General features: G+C 63.1%; 3 protein-coding genes. 2 read left to right on the top strand and 1 reads right to left on the bottom strand.

Features of this window, described 5'->3' with window-relative positions; all coding sequences use genetic code 11:
• Nucleotides 1-921: membrane-bound lytic murein transglycosylase MltF (mltF, locus tag BLX41_RS28550; protein ID WP_123727585.1), on the bottom strand; the 921-nt coding region annotated here is incomplete at its 3' end.
• 286 nt (nt 922-1,207) lie between these two features.
• Here mltF and purL point away from each other — a divergent pair.
• Entirely contained in the window at nt 1,208-5,104 is a 3,897-nt protein-coding gene (gene purL / locus BLX41_RS28555) for a phosphoribosylformylglycinamidine synthase (protein WP_123727586.1), read from the top strand.
• Nucleotides 5,105-5,109: 5 nt separating this feature from the next.
• Nucleotides 5,110-5,367 (top strand): YqfO family protein (locus BLX41_RS28560; protein ID WP_123727587.1); only part of this gene is annotated, 258 nt, incomplete at its 3' end.

Genomic DNA, 5,367 nt, shown 5'->3' on the forward strand with positions numbered 1-5,367 from the left:
CAGTAGTCGCCAGTCGACCTTTTCCTGCTTGGCCGAGGCCTTGAAATGCTTCTCGTACTTGGGCAGGCGCTGCTGCAGGTGCTGGGCGAAGGTGTAGGCGCCGACATAACCGAGCACGTCCACGTGACCGTAATAGCGGTCCTTGAGGCGTTGCAGGGTGCCGTTTTTCTCGACCTTGTCGAGGAAACTGTTGATTTCGTTGAGCAGGCTGTTGTCGTCACCGGCGGCCACCGCCCAGCTCTGGCTGCGGGCGTCCCCCAGGTCGAAGGCCACCCGCACGTTGGGGAAGTACACCTGATTCATCGCCAGTTCGTTGGAGTCCACCAGGGTCAGGTCGATCTGCCCCTCGTCCACCATGCGCAGCAGGTCCACGACTTCCACGGCGTCGGATTCTTCGTATTCGATCCCGGGGTACTTGAGCTTGAGTTCCGCCAGTTGCTCGGCGTGGCTGCTGCCCTTGAGCACCATGATGCGCTTGCCCACCAGATTTTGGGCGCTGGTGGGCCGGGACTGGCCATTGCGATAGATGACTTGCGGGGTGACTTGCAGATACGGATGGGAAAACCTGACTTGCTGCTTGCGCTGTTCGCTGCTCACCAGGCCGGCGGCGGCCAGCACCGGGCCCTTGGGTTGGCCCAACTGGTCGAACAGATCGTCGAGGTTGTCGGCGGTCTCGATCTTCAGCTCCACCCCCAGATCGTCGGCGAAGCGCTTCACCAGCTCGTACTCGAAGCCGGTTTCACCGTTGCGGTCCTGAAAGTAGGTGGCGGGGCTGTTACGGGTGATCACCCGCAGCACACCATCCTCCTTTACGCGCTCAAGGGTGCTGGGTTTCTCAACACAGGCGCCGAGCATCAGGAAGAGTCCGGTTACGATGAGCCACTTGGCGCAGCGCGGACGTAAAGCCATAGGGGAAAACATTGGCGCAGTATACGCAAAGGATAACGGCCGCCATATCTCGACAGCGAAGGGCTTGTCTGCTAGTGCTGGGCGGGCTGGGCTGGAGGCCTCAAGAATGGGGCTTCGACCGTCAATGTGACGATTAAAATAACCCACGGTAATGACCTTGATGAGCCTTTGTTATAGGCCGTCGGGTCCGGGCCGACGTCCGGGGGCACCCCGGTTTGCGTTTCGAGTGCCGATGCCAACGGTTTACGTTAGAATGCACGGCCTCAAAGCACACCCCCTTCCCGAGGCTGTCCCGAAGATGTTGATCCTGCGCGGCGCTCCTGCCCTTTCTGCCTTTCGCCACAGCAAACTCCTTGAGCAACTGAGCCAGAAGGTTCCGGCTGTCAGTGGCTTGTATGCTGAATTCGCTCACTTCGCCGAAGTCACCGGCGTCCTGACCGGCGACGAACAGCAGGTGCTTGCGCGCCTTCTGAAGTACGGCCCCAGCGTTCCGGTACAAGAGCCGACCGGCCGTCTGTTCCTGGTCCTGCCGCGTTTCGGCACCATCTCGCCCTGGTCGAGCAAGGCCAGCGACATCGCCCGTAACTGCGGCCTGGCGAAGATCCAGCGCCTGGAGCGCGGCATCGCTTTCTACGTCGCCGGTGAATTCAGCGACGCTGACGCACAGTTGATCGCCGAAGCGTTGCACGATCGCATGACCCAGATCGTCCTGGGTAACCTGGAACAGGCTGCCGGCCTGTTCAGCCACGCCGAACCCAAGCCGCTGACGGCCATCGACATTCTCGGCGGTGGCCGCGCCGCCCTCGAGCAGGCCAACAGCGAACTGGGCCTGGCCTTGGCCGAAGACGAAATCGATTACCTGATGAGCGCCTTCCAGGGCCTCAAGCGCAATCCCCACGACATCGAACTGATGATGTTCGCCCAGGCCAACTCCGAGCATTGCCGCCACAAGATCTTCAACGCCAGTTGGGATATCGACGGCCAGAGCCAGGAAAAAAGCCTGTTCGGCATGATCAAGAACACCTACCAGATGCACAGCGAAGGTGTGCTGTCTGCTTATAAGGACAACGCGGCGGTCATCGTCGGTTCCGTTGCCGGGCGTTTCTACCCGAACCCTGAGACCCGCCAATACGGCGCGGTGCAGGAGCCGGTGCACATCCTGATGAAGGTCGAGACCCACAACCACCCGACCGCCATTGCTCCATTCCCCGGCGCTTCCACCGGTTCCGGCGGCGAAATCCGTGACGAAGGCGCCACCGGTCGCGGCGCCAAGCCGAAAGCCGGTCTCACCGGCTTTACCGTGTCCAACCTGCAGATCCCGGGCTTCGAACAGCCTTGGGAAGTGCCGTATGGCAAGCCAGAGCGCATCGTCACCGCCCTCGACATCATGATCGAAGGCCCACTGGGTGGTGCTGCGTTCAACAACGAATTCGGCCGTCCGGCCCTGACCGGTTATTTCCGTACCTTCGAGCAATCCATTACCACCCCTCGTGGCGATGAAGTTCGTGGCTACCACAAGCCGATCATGCTGGCGGGCGGCATGGGCAATATCCGTGACGAGCACGTGCAGAAAGGCGAGATCACCGTCGGCTCCAAGCTGATCGTCCTCGGCGGCCCGGCCATGCTCATCGGCCTGGGCGGCGGCGCCGCATCCTCCATGGCCACCGGCACCAGCTCGGCGGACCTGGATTTTGCTTCGGTACAACGTGAAAACCCGGAAATGGAACGCCGTTGCCAGGAAGTCATCGACCGTTGCTGGCAGCTGGGGGACAACAACCCCATCAGCTTCATCCACGACGTGGGCGCCGGTGGCCTGTCCAACGCCTTCCCGGAACTGGTCAACGACGGCGGCCGTGGCGGTCGCTTCGAACTGCGCAACATCCCCAACGACGAGCCGGGCATGGCCCCGCACGAAATCTGGTCCAACGAATCCCAGGAGCGTTATGTTCTGGCGGTGGGCGCGGCAGACTTCGAACGCTTCAAGGCCATCTGCGAGCGTGAGCGCTGCCCATTCGCGGTGGTCGGCGAAGCCACTGCCGAGCCACAGCTGACCGTGACCGACAGCCACTTCGGCAACAGCCCGGTGGACATGCCGCTGGAAGTGCTGCTGGGCAAGGCCCCGCGCATGCACCGTTCGGCGGTTCGAGAAACCGAGTTGGGTGACGATTTCGATCCAAGTACCCTGGATATCGCCGAGAGCATCGAGCGCGTCCTGCATCACCCGGCCGTGGCCAGCAAGAGCTTCCTGATCACCATCGGTGACCGCACCATCACCGGCCTCGTGGCTCGCGACCAGATGGTCGGCCCATGGCAGGTGCCGGTGGCTGACGTGGCCGTGACCGCCACCAGCTTCGACGTCTACACCGGTGAAGCCATGGCCATGGGCGAGCGTACTCCGCTGGCCCTGCTGGATGCCCCGGCGTCCGGCCGCATGGCTATCGGCGAGACCCTGACCAACATCGCGGCCTCGCGCATCAACAAGATCAGCGACATCAAGCTCTCTGCCAACTGGATGTCCGCAGCCGGCCACCCGGGTGAAGACGCGCGTCTGTACGACACCGTCAAGGCCGTGGGCATGGAGCTGTGCCCAGAACTGGGCATCACCATCCCGGTGGGCAAGGACTCCATGTCCATGGCCACCCGCTGGAACGAAGAGGGCGTGGACAAGAGCGTCACCTCGCCGCTGTCGCTGATCGTCACCGGCTTCGCACCGGTCGCGGACATCCGCCAGACCCTGACCCCGCAACTGCGCATGGACAAGGGCACCACCGACCTGATCCTGATCGACCTCGGTCGCGGTCAGAACCGCATGGGCGCCTCGATCCTGGCCCAGACCCACGGCAAGCTCGGCAGCCAGGCGCCGGACGTCGATGACGCTGAGGACCTGAAAGCCTTCTTCGCAGTAATCCAGGGCCTCAATGCCGACGGTCACCTGCTGGCCTACCACGACCGTTCCGATGGCGGCCTGCTGGTCAGCGCCGTGGAAATGGCCTTCGCCGGTCACTGCGGCCTGAACCTGAGCCTCGACGCTGTAGCGGAAAACGCTGCGGAAATCGCCGCCATCCTGTTCAACGAAGAGCTGGGTGCGGTGATCCAGGTGCGTCAGGACGCCACTCCCGACGTGCTGGCCCAGTTCAGCGCCGCCGGTCTGGGCGACTGCGTGGCCGTGATCGGCCAGCCGATCAACAACGGTGAAGTGAGCATCTCCTACAACGGCGAAAGCGTATTCACCGGCCAGCGTCGTCTGTTACAGCGTCAGTGGGCAGAAACCAGCTACCAGATCCAGCGCCTGCGGGACAACGCCGACTGCGCCGAGCAGGAATTCGACGTCCTGCTGGAAGAAGACAACCCGGGCCTGAGCGTCAAGCTGGGCTTCGACGTCAATCAGGACATCGCCGCGCCTTACATCAAGAAAGGCGTGCGTCCTCAGGTGGCGGTGTTGCGTGAGCAGGGCGTCAACGGCCAGGTGGAAATGGCAGCGGCCTTTGACCGCGCCGGCTTCAACGCCATCGACGTGCACATGAGCGATATCCTCGCCGGTCGTGTCGACCTCAACGACTTCAAGGGCATGGTTGCCTGCGGCGGCTTCTCCTATGGCGACGTACTGGGTGCCGGTGAAGGCTGGGCCAAGTCGGCGCTGTTCAACAGCCGCGCGCGGGATGCCTTCCAGGGCTTCTTCGAACGTACCGACAGCTTCACCCTGGGTGTGTGCAACGGTTGCCAGATGATGTCCAACCTGCACGAGCTGATCCCGGGTAGCGAGTTCTGGCCGCACTTCGTGCGCAACCGCTCCGAGCAATTCGAAGCCCGGGTGGCCATGGTCCAGGTCCAGGAGTCGAACTCGATCTTCCTGCAGGGCATGGCCGGTTCGCGGATGCCGATCGCCATCGCCCACGGTGAAGGCCATGCGGAGTTCGAAAGCGCAGAGGCGCTGCTGGAAGCCGATCTGTCCGGTTGCGTGGCCCTGCGCTTCGTCGACAACCACGGCAAGGTCACCGAGCGTTACCCGGCCAACCCGAACGGTTCGCCGCGCGGGATCACCGGCCTCACCAGCCGCGACGGTCGCGTCACCATCATGATGCCGCACCCTGAGCGGGTATTCCGTGCCGTGCAGAACTCCTGGCGTCCGGATGACTGGAACGAAGATGCGGCGTGGATGCGCATGTTCCGCAACGCTCGCGCCTGGGTGAACTGAGGCTGATGTACAAGCTCAGCTTCTTCGTGCCTCCCAGCCATGTGGAGTTGGTCAAGAGCGCCGTATTTGCCGCCGGTGGCGGACGTATCGGCGCCTATGACCAGTGCGCCTGGCAGGTGCTCGGCCAGGGCCAGTTTCGCCCGTTGAACGGCAGCCAGCCGTTTCTCGGGCAGACCGGCCAGGTGGAGCGAGTGGAGGAATGGAAAGTCGAGCTGGTGGTGGCCGATGAACTGATTGCTGATGCAGTGGCGGCCCTCAAGCAG

The sequence above is a fragment of the Pseudomonas protegens genome (assembly GCF_003732485.1).
Classification (GTDB): Bacteria; Pseudomonadota; Gammaproteobacteria; order Pseudomonadales; family Pseudomonadaceae; genus Aquipseudomonas; species Aquipseudomonas protegens_B.